Here is a 16,694-nt window from a genome sequence, read left to right as displayed (position 1 = left end):
CGGCAACGCCTCCGCCACGACGGCCGCCCCCACGGCGCTGGCCGCCGCGGTAGCGAACACGGACGCGGCCCCGACAGCGGCCCCTTCGGCAGCGGCTGCCGCATTGCCAACCGATGCCCCTGCCGTACCGGAACCAGTACAGCAGGCCGCCGACCAAATGCTGTCGCGCCGCGATAGCGCCATACCGCGCGCCGAGACCACGTTCAGCGGGGCCGCACTGGCTGCCGCCGCCGCTCCCGGCGCCGGTACGGCCATCCTGGCGTCCAGCAGCGACAGCAATGCCCCGGCAGCGCCGTTCACGTCGCTGCACCAGCTGAACCTGGGCGGCGCCATCGGCATAGCCCAGCAGCAGGGCCAGCCCTCGAACGTGCTGAAGCTGTCCGGCGAACCGGAACAGTGGCAACAGCCATTGCGCGCCGCGCTGGGCGACCGCCTGCAATTCCAGGTGCAGCGCGGCAATGAACAAGCTGTCATCACGCTGGATCCGCCGAATATGGGCCGCGTTGAAATTGCCATCCGCCATACGCAAGGTTCACTGCAAGTGGCCATCACCGCCAACAATTCCGAAGTACTGCGCCAGCTGAATACCATCAGCGACAGCGTGCGCCAGGACTTGTCGCAGCGCAACTTCACGGACGTGACCGTGACTGTCGCGCCGGCAGCCCGTGGCGGCGCCGGCCAATATCTGGCCGACGGCGGCGGCCAGGGCCGCCAGCAGCAAGGCCGGGAACAGGAACAGCGCACGCCGGGACGCGCCCTGTCGGAAGACGGCGCCGCATCCTCTACTTTTGCAATGAATCGGGAGTAATTTATAGATGAATAAAAAACTGGTGATTGCAGTGGTGGCTGCGCTGCTGCTGGGCGGCGGTGTCGCTGGCGGCGCGTGGTGGTACCTGAGCAAGAAAGCAGCTCCCGCCGCGGAAGGCGCGAAGGCCGAGGCCAAGCATGAAGAAGCCAAGCCGGCCAATACCGAGCCACCCAAGTACATCACCGTGGAAAAGGTGATCGTCATGCTGCGCCGCAGCGAAGGTGAAAGCGTGACGCATTACCTGTCGGCGGACCTGGTGGTGTCCACCACGGCCAAGCAGGAAAAAGAGTGCAAGGAACATTTGCCGCTGTTGCGCAGCGTTGCCGTCAAAGCCCTGTCATCGCTGCCGATGTCAAAAGCGTCCACGATGTCGATCGACCAGTTTTCAGAAGAATTGAACAAGGCATTTGACGAAACCTACGCCAGGGATAAGCGGGAAAAGCCGTTCAGCGAAGTGATGATCGGTAAATTGATTGTGGAATAAAGCCAAAACATGGGTGGGACAGGCATGGGCTATATAGAGCAATACCCGGACGCATATGCTGAAAGCTATGGCGACGCGGGCAGCGCGCCGGTCACGCACAGCGTGGCTGACGAGCAGAAGCACCTGCTTGCCTATGCGCCGCTGGTAAAGCGCATCGTACGCCAGCTCAATTCGCAAATCGCGGGCGCCATCGACCGCGATGACATGGAACAGATCGGCCTGATGGGCTTGCTGGAAGCATTGCGCCGCTACGGCGAGCCGGACGCCGCGTTTGGCAGCTACGCCAGCCTGCGCATCCGTGGTGCGATCCTCGATGAATTGCGCCGGCAGGACTGGCGCCCGCGCGCCGTGCGCCAGCACAGCCATAAATTGCGCGACGCCGTGCGCGAACTCACGCGCAAGCTGGGCCATGAACCGGATGAGCGGGAAATCATTACGCATTTAAAACTGACGCCGGAGGAATACCAGGCATACCAGCTCGATGAAAGTGCGGAACTGCTGGCGAGTTTCGATGAAGTGCTGCAAGACACGCTGGGCAGCGGTACGGAAAGCACACCCAGCCCGGAAGATCAGTTAATCGTGCGGCGCAGCCTGGCGCAGGCGCTGAACAGCCTGGATGAGCGGGAACAGCGCGTCGTGCAAATGTATTACGAGTTCGAGCTCAGCTACAAGGAAATCGCGGCCGTGCTGGATTTGACGGATGCCCGCGTGTGCCAGTTGAACAAGGCCGCGCTGAACAAGATGAAAGCGGTGCTCAAGAGTGCCTGAACGAAAACAAAGTTAAGTAGAAAGGCGTTCTATTATGCAATTCTTTTTAGGTATCGCAATCGTCCTGGGCAGCGTGTTCGGCGGCTTCTTCCTGATGGGCGGAGCCTTTCACCAGATCTGGCAACCCATCGAGCTGATCGTGATTGCCGGCGCCGGCTTTGGCGCGATTATCATCGGCAACCCCAAGCACGTGCTGGGTGAAATGGTGACCCAGGTAAAAAAAGTCATCGTCCGCAAGAAATACGACTCGGAATTCCAGCGCCAGTTGCTGCTGTTGATGTATGAGTTGCTGCAACTGGCAGCCGGCGGCCTGAAGGCGCTCGATGCGCACGTGGAAGCCCCCAAGGACAGCCCGCTGTTCCAGCGCTACCCGCTGGTGCTGGATGAACCGAAATTGCTGGCATTCATCGTCGACAACTTCCGCCTGATGGCGATGGGCAAGATCAACGCGCATGAACTGGAAGGCGTGCTGGAGCAGGAGCTGGAAGCCATCCATGAAGAAATGAACCAGCCGGCCAAGTCGATCGGCAAGATAGGCGAAGCCATGCCGGGCTTCGGTATTCTGGCGGCCGTGCTTGGTATCGTGATCACCATGAACACCGTGTCGGAGGGTGCAACCTCCGGTGAGATTGCGGAACACGTGGGCGCCGCGATGGTCGGGACCTTTATTGGTATTTTCCTGTGCTACGGCGTGCTGGACCCGCTGGCCAACGTGATGAAGCAACTGGTGGGCCAGGAAGCGTCGAACAAGGAATGCGTGAAAGTCGTGCTGGTGACGCACGTGGCCGGCAAGCCGCCATTGCTGGCAATTGACGCGGGCCGCCGCCTGGTGGCGCTGAACGTGAAACCAAGCTTTGCCCAGCTGGAACGCTGGATCAATGAGCTGGAAGGCCGCGACAGCGAACCAGACACGGGTTCACGCCGAGGAGGTGGCCGTGCAAAAGCCGCATGAGAAACATGAACAGACCATCGTCAAGCGCGGCGGCGGCAAGCATGCGCATGACGATCACGGCGGCGCGTGGAAAGTCGCGTTCGCGGACTTTTGCCTTGCGCTGATGTGTTTGTTCCTCGTGCTGTGGCTGATGGCGGCGAGGAATACGGAATCCCTGCAACACATCCTGACGGAAGCGGACGGTAACAAAACCGACCAGGGTAAAGGCGTGATGCCGGAACAAGTGGGCGGCCCGCGCGGCAGCCTGATCGAGCGCTTCCCGATGCCGCGCACCGGCAAAACCGATGCGCCCGGCACGGCGCTGGCCAGCGGTGCGGATTCCGCGGAAATCCAGGATGCGCGTGTCACCTATGAAACGCCGGGCGACTTGCAAAAACTGTCCAAAGCGCTGGCAAAAATGAGTACCGAAGCAGGGCTGGCGCAAAACCTGGAATCCGTCATCACTCCCTACGGCTTGCGCGTGATGCTGCATGACACGGACAAGCAAGGCATGTTTGTGCGCGGCAGCGCCATCCCGACCGACCGCTTCAACCATTTGCTCAAGCAAATGGGCCCGCTGTTCGAACGCATGCAAAACCAGATGCTGGTGGTAGGCCATACGGATTCCACGCAATATGCGGATACCGGCTACTTCGCATATTCCAACTGGACCCTGTCGTCCAACCGCGCGATGGCGGCCCGCTCCGTGCTGCTGTCAGGCGGCATGCGCAAGGACAGCGTCTTGCAAGTAGTGGGCATGGCCGACCGCGCGCCCATCGATACGGAAAAAGCCGATGCCGGCGTCAACCGCCGCATTGAAATTCTGATCTTGACGCCGGAACAATCGCGGGCTGTTTCCAATATGTTTGGCATGCCGGGCAACAATCACGGTTTGCAAGGCGAAGTCAGCACGGCGTTGCCAGATGCGAATGCTTTGCAGCAACTACGCAACAAGTTGGGGCCGGAAGGCAAGTACGGAACGGGCCGCAAAGATGGAAATTGAACGAAAATACGCTCGCCAGCGTAAGGCGGGTTAAGATGAGCATCTCGAAGACAAGAGGTCAGCGTATGAGAATATCTTCCGGGATCGGTGACGCGTTTGCCGTCAACCGTGTAGCAGAAAACGCACCGGCGGAAGGCCCGCAAGCGGCTGCCGCCACCAATAAACCTGCCGAAATGCAATCGGCGGTATTGCAGCCTGCGCTGGCGGCCATGAAAGACATGCCGGAAATCGACCACGAAAAAGTCGCCATGCTGCGTGACGCGCTGGCCAAGGGTGAATTGCCGTTCGATGCGGACCGCCTGGCGGGCCTCGTGCAACGCTTCCATTTAGGGACCGACAAGTGAGCAGTGCCATGACCCATGCCGCGCCGACGCGGCAGGAAGCCTTACAGCAATTGCTGCAAGGCGTGGCGGATGACCACCACGCCTATGCGGCATTGCAAGACTTGATGGAGCAGCAATTTGCTGCCGCGCTGCGCCGCCAGGCGCCGCGCCTGGAACAATTGGCTGAAGAAATTTCCAGCCTGGTCGATACCATGGAAGAGCGCCGCCGCGTGCGCGTCGGACTGGCGCAAGTGGTGGCCGGACCGGAAGCCCGCATGGCCGACGTATACGCGCTGCTGAAACCGGATGCGCGCACCAGGCTGGAAGCAGACTGGCTGGCCCTGGAATCCATGGCGACCGAATGCAAACGCCTGGGCAAGCGCAATACGGATTTGATGGTTGAGCAATATTCAATCATGCAGCGCGTGCTGCATGGCGATCACCAGATTTACGAACCTGTCTGAACATGAGCCGGTCTGATTTCGCGCCTTTCGCCCCGTTTACTGCCGCCACCGCGCCCACGCGCGCGACGGCTGCGACGGTCAGCAATGTGCGCCCCACTGCCGCGGCGGGGGCGGCGGCGTCGTCCTTTTCCGCATCAATGGCAGCCATCAATGCCCCCTTCTCGTCCGGCGCCACGTTCAGCAAGGCGCAGCGCGACGTCGCCGCCTACATCCAGGAAGCCGTCACGCCGGAACCGGGCGTGCTGCCGTCGCAAAGCACGGCATCACTGGCCATGCGCGCGCGCGCTGCCGGCTATGCCGATGGCACGGGCGCCATCATGGCCGCCACGCTGAATAACGCGAACTCGGAGTCGCAAAAAGAATTCCTTGAATCGATCATGCCGTGGGCAACGGAAGCTGCCGGCAAGCTCGGTGTCGCGCCCGAGCTGGTAGCGGCGCATGCCGCGCTGGAATCAGGCTGGGGCCAGCACCCGCTGGGCGCCAGCAATAACTTTTTCGGCATCAAGGCCGGCGGCCAGTGGCAAGGCGCTGTGACTTCGGCCGCGACAACGGAATATGCGATGGGCTTGCCGATGAAGAAAGTCGAAAAGTTCCGCAGCTACCCGGATACGGCCAGCGCATTCCGCGATTACGCGAATGTGTTGCTGGACAATCCCCGCTACAGCCACGCGTTGAATACCGGTTCCGATGCCAGGGCCTTTGCGCAAGGCGTCGCCAAAGGCGGCTACGCAACCGACCCGTCGTATGCGGATAAACTGCAAAAGCTGGCGACGCAGCTACAGCGGCGCCAGTCAACGCCACCAACAGGGAATTAATTCACCATGGGCAGCTCAGCAGGTTCCACTGTGCCGCTGCCCGTGATACGAGCCCGTATCACATTGCCACTGACGTTACGCACGCGAATGACCGTGCCGCGCGCACCGGGATCCAGCGCCTCCCCTGCCATGCTGACTTCGATTTGTTCGCGCCGTGCGACGATGCGCACCGGATCGCCCCGCTTGATGACTTGCGCTTCCACCAGCATGCTTTGCCGCAGCAATTCGCCATTGCGCAGCGAACGCCGCGCCGACATGCCCAGCAATACCGCCTCATCGCTGACCGGGTCCGGCACCAGCGTGATGTCGCGCTGTTCAAACGCGACGTCCGCGCCGATCACCGGCTTGCCGGCCGCGACATCGGCCGCCATCACGGCCACGGTCGCCGTGACTTTTGCGCGCACGATGAAGTCATATTTCCAGCCATCGGCGCCGGGGCATTCGGCAATCAGGCGCATGCGTGTCGGCTGCCGCACGTCGGCGGCTTCCACGGCGATTTTTCCTTTGCATGAAGGGATGACACGGGTGACGGCAGCGGCCACATCGAACTTTGCATCACGCCATCCCGCTGTTTCTGCACTCTTTGCCAAGTACTCTTTAGCAACCTGTTCCACCCGCGCCACAATCTGGTCTGAAGTCGATATTGCCATGCAAAGATTTGGCATGCCGACCGACAATAAAAGAGCGAACGGGAGTACAATGGGTTTGTTGAACATGAGCAATAATACCTTTACTATATCGGTGGCGTTGCGCGATGCACCGCGCAGTCATTGTACATGGGCAGCAATCATTTTTTAGAGCCTGGTTCAAAGTGGCTACAGCTAGGCGCAGCGACGAAGACAGTGCTGCTGCACGGCGAGGAGCTGCAACACCGCTGTGGACATTTTGAACCGGGCTTAGGGGGAGGCGCTATGGGAATTAACTTCAAGGACGCCATCGGCATGCATGCCGATGCACTGCATTTGCGTGCCGACCGCACGCGCATTCTCGCCACCAATATCGCGAACGAAAACACGCCGGGCTTCAAGGCCCAGGACATGGATTTCGGCGCCATGCTGGCCAACCACACGGCCCAGGAAAAAGGCGAACCTACATTTGAAGGCGACCAGGGCCGCATGTTCCGCGTGCCCTTCCACCCTACCCGCGACGGCAACACCGTCGAGATCGGCGTAGAACAGGCCGCGTTCTCACAGAACTCCACAGATTTCGGCACCAGCCTCACCTTCATCAACATGAAGCTGAAGGGCTTGGCCAAAGCCATCAACGGACAGTAATTCAGACTTAGACCCCACCACAAGAGGGCCGCATCATGAGCTTTAAAGATATTTCCCAAATTGCCGGTTCCGCCATGGCGGCGCAGACTGTGCGACTCAATACCGTCGCGTCCAACCTCGCCAATGCGGAATCCGTGGCAGGCAGCGAAGGCCAGACGTACCGTGCGCGCAAACCCGTGTTTGCCACGCTGATGCAGGAAGGCGCCGGCGAAGGCGCTGGCGGGCGCGTGCAAGTGGTCGACGTCGTGGAAAGCAACGAGCCGCTGCGCCGCGTGTATGAACCGGGCAATCCAATGGCCAATGCGGAAGGCATGGTGTTTTATCCCAACGTGAACCAGGTGGCGGAAATGACGGACATGATGTCGGCCGCGCGCGCGTTTGAAACCAATGTCGAAGTGCTGGGCCGCATCCGCGGCATGCAGCAGTCGCTACTGAAACTGGGCGAGGGTTAATCCATGCAAACCAATCTGTTTACCACTCCCGCCAACACGACACCGGCCAACCAGTCGTCCGTTGGCACGAACCCACTGGCGACCGGCACGGAAACGTCGCTGATGTTTACCAAGCTGCTGGTGGCGCAAGTGCAGAACCAGGATCCGCTGTCGCCAAACGACCCGGCCGCCTTCGTATCGCAGCTGACGCAGCTGTCGCAAACCGAAGCGCTGCAAAAACTGTCGACGCTGACCAGCACCAATGCCACAGTGTTGCAAGGCATGCAGGCGCTGTCGCTGGGCGCGCAAGTGGGCTCCAACCTGACCGTGTCGGCCGACACCGTGCAAATCAGTGAAACGCCGGCGCACGGCAGCTTCACGCTGGGCTCGCCCAGCACTGCCACCACCCTGGTCTTGACGGGGGTTGATGGCGTCGAACATAAAGTCAGCCTCGGCATGCAAGCCGCGGGCAATGTGCCATTTGTACTGGACCCGGCTGCGCTGGGCCTGCCATATGGCGATTACAAGATGCGCGTTGAAACCAGCACCAAGGAAAGCCCACCGATGGAACTCACGGGACGCCTGAACAGCGTCCGCCTGGGCTCCGGCGGCGCCGTCGTGCTGAACATCGCTGGAGTCGGCGAAGTCTCGCCGAGCGCCATTTCCGCCTTTAATGGCAAATCCACGGTTGCCAGCACGAACTGAGTCAACTTTAGCCACATCACTCTGCTACTTCTGTTCTGAAAGGACTCCATCATGGGCTTCGATATCGCAATGTCTGGCATCCAGGCTATTAACGAACAACTGGGTACCCTCTCCAACAACATCGCCAATGCCGGCACGTTCGGCTTCAAGTCCAGCCGCGCCAACTTTGCTTCGCAGTACGCGGGCGACCAGGCATCGGGCACCAAGATCGGTTCCGTTTCGCAAAGTATCGGCACCATGGGCAACACCACGCAAACGGGCCGCGGCATGGATGCGTCGATTAACGGCCGCGGCTTCTTCGTCGTCAAGGATGGCCTGGGCGCGCCGCAATACACGCGCGTCGGCATCTTTGATTCCGATGCCAACGGCTTCCTGGTTGACCAGAGCGGCCGCCGCGTGCAAGGTTTCGCGCAAGCGCCAGGCTCGACCGTGCTGGGCCCACTGGGCGACTTGACTGTGCCTGCCGGCCAGATTCCTGCCGTGGTATCGACCAAGCTGACCTATACCAGCAATTTCTCGGCCGACTGGAAAGCTCCGAACGCAGATGGGGCGCACGCATTCGTGCCGCCAGACGTGCTGACCGACCCGCTGAACCCGACTACGCCCGACCCTAGCACCTACAACATGTCGCGCGTGTCCACTGTGTACGATGCGCAAGGTAACCAGCACAGCATCACGCAGTATTTCATCAAGACGGCCAACAACACGATCAATGTCTCGTTCGCGATTGACGGCCAGGGCGACGCCAGCCAGGACAAGGTCTTGACCTTCGACGGCAAGGGCGCACTGATCCCGACCACCGCGGGCCAGCCGGAAACCGCCACCCTGACTGTTTCGCCAACCAATGGCGCCACCACGCCGCTGACCCTGACCGTCGACTATACCGGCAGTACGCAGTTTGCCGGCGAGGCCACCACCTCCGTGAACAAGGCCGACGGCTACGGCGCCGGCAACTTCACCGGCACGGAAATTTCCAAGGATGGTTCGCTGATCGCCAAGTATTCGAACGGCCAGCGCCAGACCGTGGGCAAGATCGCACTGGCGACCTTCCCTTCGGAATCGTCGCTGACGCCGATTTCCGACACCAGCTGGTCCGCCAACCTGGCATCCGGCACGCCGCTGTACACCACGCCGGGCGTGGGCATGGCCGGCGCGCTGACCACGTCGGCCCTGGAACAGTCGAACGTCGACGTCACCACCGAACTGGTGGGCCTGATGACGGCGCAGCGCAATTACCAGGCCAACTCCAAGGTGCTGCAGACGGAAAGCACCGTGCTGCAATCGCTGATGCAGGCCATGTAATCCACGGTAACCCATGGACGCCTTGATTTACACTGCCCTGACGGGCGCCGAACTGGCGCTCCGCGGGCAACAGGTGCACGCCAACAACCTGGCGAACATCGACACGGCCGGCTTCCGCGCCACCATGGCGCTGGCCACCACGCAGGCCATGCCTGGCTACGGCTACGACGACCGCCACGGCGCGAAAATGCAGGCCGACGCCATCAACAGCAAGGCTGGCACGCTGAAAAGCACGGGCCGCGACCTCGACGTGGCCATTGGCGGCAATGGCTACTTTGCCGTGCAAACGGCCGGTGGCGGCGAAGCGTATACGCGCGCCGGCAGCATCACGCTCGATGCCGACGGCACGATGACGGTCAATGGCTTGCCTATCCTCGGCGGCGGCGGCCCGATCCGCCTGCCGGCCCACTCGCGCGTGGAATTCGGCATGGATGGCACGATTTCCATCCAGCCGCCGGGCGGCCAGAACATGACGGTGGTGGACAAGCTCAAGCTGGTCAATGCGGAAGGGTCGGAATTGACCAAGAACGCATCGGGCTTGCTGGTGGCCCGTAACGGCCAGCCGCTGCAGGCCGATCCCAACGTGCAGGTGCGCAGCGGCTTCCTGGAAGGCAGTAACGTGTCGGCCGTGGAAGAAATGGTTGCCGTCATGAGTTTGAACCGCACGTTCGACGTGCAAATGAAAATGTTCCAGGCCAGCGACAAGATGGCTGAAGCTGGCAACCGTTTGGTTGGCGGATAATTTAGCAGTCAGGGTGCAGGGCCTTCGGGCGGGCATCCTCACTTTAGGAGTACACCATGAATCCAGCAATGTGGATCAGCAAGACCGGTATCCAGGCACAGGACGCCAAACTGCAAGCGATTGCCAACAACCTGGCCAACGCCAACACGGTCGGCTTCAAGCGCGACCGCGTATCGTTCCAGGACTTGCACTATTCGATCGAGCAGCAGCCAGGTGCGCAGCGTGCGGACAACAACACGCTGTCGCCATCCGGCGTGCAGCTGGGTAACGGTACGCAAATCGCCGGTACGCACAAGATTTTCACCAACGGCAGCATCCAGACCACGACGAACGCGCTGGACGTGGCCATCAGCGGCAACGGCTTCCTGCAAGTGCGCCGTCCGAACGGCGAGCCTGCCTTCACCCGCGCCGGCCAGCTGCAGCTTGATGCGAACGGCATCCTGGTCAATTCGGCCGGCTTGCCGCTGGTGCCGCAAATCACGATTCCCGCCAATGCCACGCACGTAACCATTGCGGAAAACGGTACCGTGTCCGCCACCACGTCCGGCTCCCCGACGCCAACCGTCGTGGGCCAGCTGACCTTGACGTCGTTCATCAACCCGGCCGGTTTGCAGGCACTGGGCGACAACCTGTTTGCAGAAACCGCGTCGTCCGGCACGCCGACGGAAGGCGCGCCAGGTACCGACCAGTTCGGCAAGCTGAAGCAAGGCGCGCTGGAAGGCTCGAACGTGCAAGTGGTGGAAGAAATGGTCGACATGATCGCCACCCAGCGCGCGTATGAAATGAATACCAAGGTGTTGTCGGCAGCGGAAAACATGCTGCAATACCTGTCCCAGGCCGCACGGTAATTGCCATGAAAGCTCTGTTGTCCGCAGCGGTCGCCATTGCGTTGACCGGCTGCGCAGCCATCCAGCCGCCGCCTGTGCGGCCGGGTCCGTTCGACGAGGCCCCTGCCATGGGGCGCTCGCCGCAACCGGTGTCCCGTGGCACATCCGGCGGCGTATTTTCGCCGGACTCCGGCGTCTCGCTGTATTCCGACAGCCGCGCATTCCGCGTCGGCGACGTGGTGACGGTGACGCTGGAAGAAACCACCAATGCGTCGAAGACCGCTGGCACCAAGTACAGCAAGGATTCCGGCGTATCGATTGCCGCCCCCAGCCTGCTGGGCAAAACCTTCAATAAAGCTGCCATCGACTTGAATGGCGGCCGCACCTTTGCCGGCGACGCCACCAGCACGCAAACCAATGCGCTGTCCGGCGCCATCACGGTCGTGGTGCAGGAAGTGTTGCCGAACGGGCTGCTGCGCCTGGCCGGTGAAAAATTACTGACCCTGAACCAGGGTGAAGAATTCGTCCGCCTGCGCGGCTACGTGCGCGCAGCCGATATCGATGCCGACAACAAGGTGTCGTCGCTGCGCATCGCCAATGCCCGTATTGCCTATTCCGGTTCCGGCACGCTGGCTGAGTCCAATCAGCCTGGCTGGCTGACGCGCTTCTTTACCGGTCCCCTGATGCCGTTTTAAAGTGACATCATGAAACACCGCCTGCTCACCTCCCTTGCATTCGCCGCCACGGCGATGCTGTCCGCCGCCATGCCGGTCCATGCAGCGCAAACCCTGCGCAACCTCATTACCGTGGAAGGCGTGCGGGAAAACCCGCTGGTCGGCTATGGCATGGTGGTCGGCCTGGCCGGCTCCGGCGACACCACGCAGGTGAAATTCGCCAGCCAGTCCGTCATCAATATGCTCAAGCAATTCGGCGTAAAAATGCCGGATGGCACCGATGCGAAAAGCAAGAACGTGGCAGCCGTCATGGTATCGGCCGTATTCCCGCCCGGCTATCGCCGCGGCCAGGCCATCGATATCACGGTGTCATCGCTGGGCGATGCAAAAAGCTTGCGCGGCGGCACTTTGCTGCTGACGCCGCTGAAAGCCGCCGACAATGAAACCTACGCGCTGGCACAGGGCAATGTCGTGGTGGGCGGTTTTGCCGCCGGCGGCAAAAGCGGGTCGTCCGTCACGGTGAATACGCCGACGGCAGGCCGCATCCCGAATGGCGCCATCATTGAACGGGAAATTGCGACGGATTTTGCTACGAAGCCGTCCGTGCGCCTGTCGTTGCGCCATCCGCATTTCCAGACCGCGACGAATATCGTGGATTCCATTAACCGCCAGTTCGGCCAGATCGCTACCACCACGGACGGCACCAGCGTCGAAGTGGTGGCGCCGGAAAACCCCACGCAGCGCGTGGCGTTCATGGCCAAGCTGCAATCGCTGCCGATCGAAGTGGGCGATGAAACGCCGAAAGTCGTGTTCAACTCCCGCACCGGCACGGTAGTCATTGCGGAAGGCTTGCGGGTGCGCCCTGCCGCCGTCACGCACGGGTCGCTGAAAGTCACGATCGAAGAAAGCACCAAGGTCAGCCAGCCCAATGCGCTGTCGCAGGGCGGCACCACGCAGGCATCGGCACAGAGCCAGGTCAGCGTCGATCAAAATGCGGCGCAAACGTTCAAATGGCCGGGCGGCGCCCGCCTGCAAACCATTATTGACACCATCAACAGCCTGGGCGCCACGCCGGATGACATCATGGCCATCCTGCAGGCGCTGGACCAGGCTGGCGCCATCGAAGGCGAACTGGTTGTGATCTGAGGATGGCTATGGATAACTCTGACTACCGTTTGGCGCCTGTGCTGCCCCGTCAACTGGGCATGGGAAAACAGGACGGCTTGGCCCCCATCAAGGATGCCGCCACCCAGGCTGCCGAAGAAGCTGCCGCTGCCAATCCGGTTGATCCCGCGTACAAGGCCAAAGCCACGGAAGCGGCAGTCAAGTTCGAATCATTCTTTATTTCGCACATGATGCACCAGATGCGTGCTTCCGGCCGCGTGCTGCAGGAAGACGAGACGGGCCACCGCGATAAAACCAATGACGATATGCTGGACATGGCGGACAACCTCGTCGCCGACCAGATGGCGGGCCGCCGCGCGTTCGGCATTGCCGACGCCATCTTGCGCCAGCTGCTGCCTGCCGCCGCTCCGGCCGCCACGCCGCCTGGCGCTGCCCTGCCGCTGCACCCGGCGGCAGCCCCCATGCCAATTTCCAAGGAGCAACAAAAAGTGTTGCCCGACACAAAATCGTCACCATCGATTTAATGTCCGGCCATCCTCGGTCGCCTTGATAAGATAACCGGCCGGACTTCATGCACTTAGCAGGCAATCCCGGCCACTACCTGGAAAGACTGCTACATGAGCATTATCAATAACGCATTATCTGGCGCCCTCGCCGCGCAAACCGCGCTGCAGACGACGAGCCAGAATATTGCCAACTTACAAACCAAAGGCTACACGCGCCAGGGCGTGAACCTTGCCGCGGTCGCGCCCGGCATTACCAGCAAGACGCCCGGCATGGGTGTGGAAGTCACCGGGCTGACCCGTTTCTCCGATGCTTACAAGAGCCAGCAACTGTGGCGCGCTGCATCCGACCAGGGTTTGTACAGCCAGAACCAGCCGTATTTGTCGCAGCTGGAAAAAGTGATGGGCGATGACCAGTCCAGCATCAGCGCCGGCGTTGACCAGTTCTTCAAAGCATTGAATGCAGCGGGTGTCGATCCGACGTCCACGCCGCTGCGCCAGCAAGTGGTGACTGCGGCCAACGCCATGTCGCAGCACTTCAACAGTATTTATAACGTGATGGCCAACCAGCGGCTGTCGATCGACCAGCAGCGCGAAGCGTTGATTCCCAACATCAATGCCGACATCAACGCCATCTCTCGCCTGAACCAGAACATCATCGGCGCGGCAGCGCTGGGCACGAACGTATCCGCCCTGGCCGATGAGCGCGACCAGGCGATTGACCGCCTCGCGTCAAAACTGGCGATCGAAGTCATCGAACAGCCGGACGGTTCGCGCAACGTGTCGCTGCGCACGGGCCAGCCACTGGTGATCGGCTCGCAGGGTTCCGTCATGTCGTTCCGCCAAACCAATAGCGGCGCTGTGTTGAATCTGGATTTCAACAAGAATTCCTTCGACCTGGATGACAGCGCCATGGGCGGCCAGATGGGTGGCTTGTCTTCGTACAAGAACAACATCCTGGCGCCCATGCAGCAATCAATTATCGACATGGCGGACCAGCTGTCGGCCAAGGTCAATGCGCAATTGCAGGCCGGTACCGACGTCGATGGCAATCCCGGCATTGCGCTGTTCAACTTCAATGCCGCCAGCACCACCGGCATGCTGCAGATCGATCCGAATTTCAAGGCCAGCCAGCTGGCGTTTTCCGCCGACGGCACGCCGGGCGACAGCGCCAACCTGCAGAGCCTGATTGCCATCCGCACCCAAAGCATCAGCCTGTCGTCGATCGGTTCGGTATTGGTGGCGGACGCGGATACGCAGCTGGTCGGCAAGCTGGGCATCGACAGCCAGCAAAACCAGGCGTTGCTGAAAACCGCGGACACGATCCGCCAGCAAGCGGAAGACGACTGGAAATCCACTGCCGGCGTGAACCAGGACGAGGAAGCGGTCAACTTGATGGAATACCAGAAAATGTACCAGGCGAACATGAAAGCCATCGCCGTGGCCAATGAGCTGTTTGACTCCACCCTGCGAATGTTCTAAGGAGCCATACCATGCGCATCGCCACTTCCCAGTTCCAGGCTTCGATGAACCGCTCGCTGTCCATCAACCAGGACAAGATCAGCAAGCTGACCGAACAAATGGCGTCCGGCGCCGCCGTCATGGTGCCGTCCGACGACCCGTTGACCAATGTGCGTATTTCCCGCCTGAACCGCGAAGAAGCGCAGATCGGCCAGTACCGGGCCAATATCGATGCGGTGAAAATCCGCCTGCAAAAGAATGAAACGTTCCTGACCAGCACCGTGGGCGACATCAACCAGGTGCGCGACTTGCTGGTGTGGGCGCTGGACGGCGGCTCGGTGACGCCGGACGACTTGCAATCGATGAAACAGTCGCTGTCGTCGCTGCGCGATTCGATGCTGTACAGCGCCAACGTGCGCGATGCGGAAGGCCGCTACGTGTTCTCCGGCACGCTGACGTCGACTGCCGCGATTACGTTCGATGAAAATGCTGCGCCCGGCTCGCGTTACACCTATACTGGCAATGATGGCAAGCAGGAAGTTGTCGTGGGCAACGGAATTTCGCAAACGGCCAATGTCAATGTCAATGGCCTGGAAAAATTCCTGAACCAGATCGACGCCACGCTGGATGGCTTGCAAGCGGGCGTATCGTCGAATGACCCGACCATGCGCGCGATCCTGCAAGCGAATTTGACGGGCGCCGATGAAACACTGAGCCTGGTTTCCACAAAAATTGCGGATTTGGGCGGCGCACAGAATATCATGTCGACATTGGCCGATAACCACGCGAATGTCAGCCTGTCGAACCAGATGGCGCTGACGGACCTGGGAAAATTGGATTACGGTGTCGCCGCAACGGATTTGAATGGCTACAATATTGCTTTGCAATCGACTTACAAGGCTTATGCCAAAGTAAGCAACCTGACCCTCTTTAACGTACTGTAACTCGCATGCAAATCGCTCAGCGCACCAGTTCCAGCGGAATTGCCGCCCCATCGGGCAGCAAGACCAGCTCGGCCGGCAAGGTCGATTCGACCAGCTCGGTTGGGCAATCCGCTGCGCCAGAGCAGGTCGGCGCCACCGGCGCCCCGCCTGCTCCGGTGGCCCGGCGCGGCCTGAGCAATTGGGACCAGCCGCTGCAGCGCGATATTTCAGGTGCACAGCAAGCCGTTGATTTCCTGGAACAAAGCGCCGCCCAGCTGCGCGCACTGAAGGCAGAGCTGTCCGCCAAACTGGCCAGCCGCCAGGGCCGCGACGGCCAGGTGGAAGCCCGCGTTCGCCAGTTCAGCGATACGTGGCGCAACCGCCAGGAAGCGTCCGGCGGTACCCTGGACAGCCAGCTCAGCTATAGCAGCAACGAATCGCAGCAGCGCTTCAAAGTGCGAGGCATGACCATGGGTAACCTGCGTCACGGCGCCCGCGAAACGCTGGCGATTGCGGTCGGCAACGGGGCACAGGGTTTGCGTTCAGTGCAGCTGGAGCCGGGCTTGTCCGATGAGGAAATCATCGCCCGCTTCAACCAGGCGCTGGCGCCGGTCAATATCAGCGTGTCGATGGCCGATAACGGCGACCTGGAATTTACGACGCCGGAATCGAACTGGACCAATGTGCGCGATACGATGGCGATCCAGGGCGGCGGCATCCGCTACCCCACCGGCCAGTTGAACCGGGTCCGCACGGAACCGGAACCACCCGTCATCATGCCGGAACAGTGGCACACGAATGATGCGGAAATGATCCGCCAGACGCTGCAGCAAGTGATCCAGGCGCTGGCCCACGTGGAAGCGGCACTGTCCAAAGTCAACCTGGCGCTGGCCGATGCATCGCAGCGCGCCAATTCCGCGATGCCGGAAGTCAGTGCAGCCGGCATGGACCAGGCAGCGCACAATTTCGTCACGACAGCCAATGAGCCCAGCTATGCTTCGCTGCTGAGCCTGACCTCGGCGCTGACGGGCATTAACCGCGACCGCGTGATGGCGCTGCTGGGTTTGCGGATGTAATTATACCGCAAACTGTTTCCATGTGGAAATTTATTGAACGGGCCGTGCAGGCCCG

The 16,694-nt window shown here is 61.1% G+C and carries 21 protein-coding genes; 20 read left to right on the top strand and 1 reads right to left on the bottom strand.

Annotated features, from left to right (window positions below; genetic code table 11):
- From GM668_RS28780 to GM668_RS28745, 8 genes are all read left to right on the top strand, one after another.
- Window positions 1-808 (top strand): flagellar hook-length control protein FliK (locus GM668_RS28780; protein WP_170305901.1); only part of this gene is annotated, 808 nt, incomplete at its 5' end.
- A gap of 7 nt (window positions 809-815) precedes the next feature.
- Window positions 816-1,292, top strand: a complete 477-nt coding sequence (locus tag GM668_RS28775) for a flagellar basal body-associated FliL family protein (protein WP_155442413.1) — start codon at window positions 816-818, stop codon at window positions 1,290-1,292.
- Between the two features lie 24 nt (window positions 1,293-1,316).
- Entirely contained in the window at window positions 1,317-2,060 is a 744-nt protein-coding gene (locus GM668_RS28770) for a FliA/WhiG family RNA polymerase sigma factor (RefSeq protein ID WP_155442419.1), read from the top strand.
- Between the two features lie 34 nt (window positions 2,061-2,094).
- Window positions 2,095-3,012 (top strand): flagellar motor stator protein MotA, encoded by a 918-nt coding sequence (gene motA, locus GM668_RS28765; RefSeq protein WP_155442412.1) that lies wholly within the window; start codon window positions 2,095-2,097, stop codon window positions 3,010-3,012.
- On the top strand, window positions 2,996-3,994 hold the full coding sequence (locus tag GM668_RS28760; protein WP_371868792.1) for a flagellar motor protein MotB: 999 nt from the start codon (window positions 2,996-2,998) through the stop codon (window positions 3,992-3,994). Before motA ends, GM668_RS28760 begins: the two co-directional genes overlap by 17 nt.
- A 65-nt stretch (window positions 3,995-4,059) precedes the next feature.
- On the top strand, window positions 4,060-4,338 hold the full coding sequence (locus GM668_RS28755) for a flagellar biosynthesis anti-sigma factor FlgM (RefSeq protein WP_155442410.1): 279 nt from the start codon (window positions 4,060-4,062) through the stop codon (window positions 4,336-4,338).
- Between the two features lie 8 nt (window positions 4,339-4,346).
- Entirely contained in the window at window positions 4,347-4,781 is a 435-nt protein-coding gene (gene flgN / locus GM668_RS28750) for a flagellar export chaperone FlgN (protein ID WP_155442409.1), read from the top strand.
- A gap of 2 nt (window positions 4,782-4,783) precedes the next feature.
- Window positions 4,784-5,596 carry a glycoside hydrolase family 73 protein gene (locus GM668_RS28745; RefSeq protein WP_155442408.1) on the top strand — a complete coding sequence of 271 codons (813 nt, stop codon included), beginning with the start codon at window positions 4,784-4,786 and terminating at the stop codon, window positions 5,594-5,596.
- Here the strand turns inward: GM668_RS28745 and flgA are convergent.
- Window positions 5,593-6,246 carry a flagellar basal body P-ring formation chaperone FlgA gene (flgA, locus tag GM668_RS28740; protein ID WP_155442407.1) on the bottom strand — a complete coding sequence of 218 codons (654 nt, stop codon included), beginning with the start codon at window positions 6,244-6,246 and terminating at the stop codon, window positions 5,593-5,595. The genes GM668_RS28745 and flgA overlap by 4 nt on opposite strands.
- 261 nt (window positions 6,247-6,507) lie before the next feature.
- On the opposite strand from flgA, the gene flgB reads away from it, so the two are divergent.
- From flgB to GM668_RS28680, 12 genes are all read left to right on the top strand, one after another.
- Window positions 6,508-6,870: a flagellar basal body rod protein FlgB gene (gene flgB / locus GM668_RS28735; RefSeq protein WP_155442406.1), complete on the top strand. Its 363-nt coding sequence runs from the start codon at window positions 6,508-6,510 to the stop codon at window positions 6,868-6,870.
- Window positions 6,871-6,905: 35 nt separating this feature from the next.
- Complete coding sequence (gene flgC / locus GM668_RS28730) at window positions 6,906-7,322, top strand: flagellar basal body rod protein FlgC (protein WP_155442405.1); 417 nt, start codon at window positions 6,906-6,908, stop codon at window positions 7,320-7,322.
- A 3-nt stretch (window positions 7,323-7,325) separates the two neighbouring features.
- Window positions 7,326-8,006, top strand: coding sequence for a flagellar hook capping FlgD N-terminal domain-containing protein (locus tag GM668_RS28725; protein WP_155442404.1), 681 nt, complete (start codon window positions 7,326-7,328; stop codon window positions 8,004-8,006).
- Window positions 8,007-8,057: 51 nt separating this feature from the next.
- Window positions 8,058-9,308, top strand: a complete 1,251-nt coding sequence (locus tag GM668_RS28720; protein ID WP_155442403.1) for a flagellar hook protein FlgE — start codon at window positions 8,058-8,060, stop codon at window positions 9,306-9,308.
- A gap of 13 nt (window positions 9,309-9,321) precedes the next feature.
- Entirely contained in the window at window positions 9,322-10,050 is a 729-nt protein-coding gene (gene flgF, locus GM668_RS28715; RefSeq protein ID WP_155442402.1) for a flagellar basal-body rod protein FlgF, read from the top strand.
- A gap of 56 nt (window positions 10,051-10,106) precedes the next feature.
- A complete protein-coding gene (gene flgG, locus GM668_RS28710; protein ID WP_170305900.1) occupies window positions 10,107-10,898 on the top strand; it encodes a flagellar basal-body rod protein FlgG in 792 nt (263 codons plus the stop codon).
- 5 nt (window positions 10,899-10,903) lie between these two features.
- Window positions 10,904-11,572: a flagellar basal body L-ring protein FlgH gene (gene flgH, locus GM668_RS28705; protein ID WP_155442401.1), complete on the top strand. Its 669-nt coding sequence runs from the start codon at window positions 10,904-10,906 to the stop codon at window positions 11,570-11,572.
- Between the two features lie 9 nt (window positions 11,573-11,581).
- Window positions 11,582-12,697 (top strand): flagellar basal body P-ring protein FlgI, encoded by a 1,116-nt coding sequence (locus GM668_RS28700; RefSeq protein WP_211923472.1) that lies wholly within the window; start codon window positions 11,582-11,584, stop codon window positions 12,695-12,697.
- Window positions 12,698-12,705: 8 nt separating this feature from the next.
- Window positions 12,706-13,200, top strand: coding sequence for a rod-binding protein (locus tag GM668_RS28695; protein ID WP_229500057.1), 495 nt, complete (start codon window positions 12,706-12,708; stop codon window positions 13,198-13,200).
- A gap of 93 nt (window positions 13,201-13,293) precedes the next feature.
- A complete protein-coding gene (gene flgK, locus GM668_RS28690) occupies window positions 13,294-14,661 on the top strand; it encodes a flagellar hook-associated protein FlgK (protein ID WP_155442400.1) in 1,368 nt (455 codons plus the stop codon).
- 11 nt (window positions 14,662-14,672) lie between these two features.
- Window positions 14,673-15,584, top strand: a complete 912-nt coding sequence (gene flgL, locus GM668_RS28685; RefSeq protein ID WP_155442399.1) for a flagellar hook-associated protein FlgL — start codon at window positions 14,673-14,675, stop codon at window positions 15,582-15,584.
- Window positions 15,585-15,589: 5 nt separating this feature from the next.
- On the top strand, window positions 15,590-16,639 hold the full coding sequence (locus GM668_RS28680) for a hypothetical protein (RefSeq protein WP_229500055.1): 1,050 nt from the start codon (window positions 15,590-15,592) through the stop codon (window positions 16,637-16,639).
- Window positions 16,640-16,694 lie beyond the last annotated feature (55 nt).

The organism is Pseudoduganella ginsengisoli (assembly GCF_009720865.1).
Classification (GTDB): Bacteria; Pseudomonadota; Gammaproteobacteria; order Burkholderiales; family Burkholderiaceae_D; genus Rugamonas; species Rugamonas ginsengisoli.
This window is presented reverse-complemented; position numbering and strand designations above follow the sequence as displayed.

Bases quoted from the DNA above. Each gene is read 5' to 3' on its own strand.
- flgG (WP_170305900.1), top strand. From the start codon at position 10,107: ATGAATCCAGCAATGTGGATCAGCAAGACCGGTATCCAGGCACAGGAC.
- flgC (WP_155442405.1), top strand. From the start codon at position 6,906: ATGAGCTTTAAAGATATTTCCCAAATTGCCGGTTCCGCCATGGCGGCG.
- flgA (WP_155442407.1), bottom strand. From the start codon at position 6,246: ATGGCAATATCGACTTCAGACCAGATTGTGGCGCGGGTGGAACAGGTT.
- GM668_RS28695 (WP_229500057.1), top strand. From the start codon at position 12,706: ATGGATAACTCTGACTACCGTTTGGCGCCTGTGCTGCCCCGTCAACTG.
- GM668_RS28720 (WP_155442403.1), top strand. From the start codon at position 8,058: ATGGGCTTCGATATCGCAATGTCTGGCATCCAGGCTATTAACGAACAA.
- GM668_RS28680 (WP_229500055.1), top strand. From the start codon at position 15,590: ATGCAAATCGCTCAGCGCACCAGTTCCAGCGGAATTGCCGCCCCATCG.
- flgB (WP_155442406.1), top strand. From the start codon at position 6,508: ATGGGAATTAACTTCAAGGACGCCATCGGCATGCATGCCGATGCACTG.
- GM668_RS28775 (WP_155442413.1), top strand. From the start codon at position 816: ATGAATAAAAAACTGGTGATTGCAGTGGTGGCTGCGCTGCTGCTGGGC.
- flgF (WP_155442402.1), top strand. From the start codon at position 9,322: ATGGACGCCTTGATTTACACTGCCCTGACGGGCGCCGAACTGGCGCTC.
- GM668_RS28725 (WP_155442404.1), top strand. From the start codon at position 7,326: ATGCAAACCAATCTGTTTACCACTCCCGCCAACACGACACCGGCCAAC.
- GM668_RS28745 (WP_155442408.1), top strand. From the start codon at position 4,784: ATGAGCCGGTCTGATTTCGCGCCTTTCGCCCCGTTTACTGCCGCCACC.
- motA (WP_155442412.1), top strand. From the start codon at position 2,095: ATGCAATTCTTTTTAGGTATCGCAATCGTCCTGGGCAGCGTGTTCGGC.
- flgK (WP_155442400.1), top strand. From the start codon at position 13,294: ATGAGCATTATCAATAACGCATTATCTGGCGCCCTCGCCGCGCAAACC.
- GM668_RS28700 (WP_211923472.1), top strand. From the start codon at position 11,582: ATGAAACACCGCCTGCTCACCTCCCTTGCATTCGCCGCCACGGCGATG.
- flgH (WP_155442401.1), top strand. From the start codon at position 10,904: ATGAAAGCTCTGTTGTCCGCAGCGGTCGCCATTGCGTTGACCGGCTGC.
- flgL (WP_155442399.1), top strand. From the start codon at position 14,673: ATGCGCATCGCCACTTCCCAGTTCCAGGCTTCGATGAACCGCTCGCTG.
- GM668_RS28770 (WP_155442419.1), top strand. From the start codon at position 1,317: ATGGGCTATATAGAGCAATACCCGGACGCATATGCTGAAAGCTATGGC.
- flgN (WP_155442409.1), top strand. From the start codon at position 4,347: ATGACCCATGCCGCGCCGACGCGGCAGGAAGCCTTACAGCAATTGCTG.
- GM668_RS28755 (WP_155442410.1), top strand. From the start codon at position 4,060: ATGAGAATATCTTCCGGGATCGGTGACGCGTTTGCCGTCAACCGTGTA.